Here is a 279-nt window from a genome sequence, read left to right as displayed (position 1 = left end):
AAGGTTTTCGCTCGGTGAACCTTGCGGGACAACGGGCCCAGGTTGTGGGGGCCGGTCAACGGCGTCGAAGCCTGCCTGGTTCCACCGCCACCATCAGCCAGCTGGTCGATCCACAGCTCGCGGGTGGACTCCCAGGCCCGGGTGGCTTCCCACTCGATGGTGTGGTCCAGATCGGACCTCCTCGAGGTCTTCTTCGAGAACGGGAACACCTCATACGGATTCCTGAGCTGGACCCATTCGCGCATCCAGTGCGAGCACTCATAGGCGTCGGTGGGGACG

1 pseudogene is annotated in these 279 nt (G+C 63.8%); it reads right to left on the bottom strand.

Annotated features, from left to right (window positions below):
- Positions 1–279: pseudogene (locus IPV09_RS14015) on the bottom strand (hypothetical protein); the annotation flags it as partial.

Origin of the sequence: Tessaracoccus sp. SD287 (assembly GCF_017355265.1) — a bacterium.
Taxonomy (GTDB): Bacteria; Actinomycetota; Actinomycetes; order Propionibacteriales; family Propionibacteriaceae; genus Aestuariimicrobium.
This window is presented reverse-complemented; position numbering and strand designations above follow the sequence as displayed.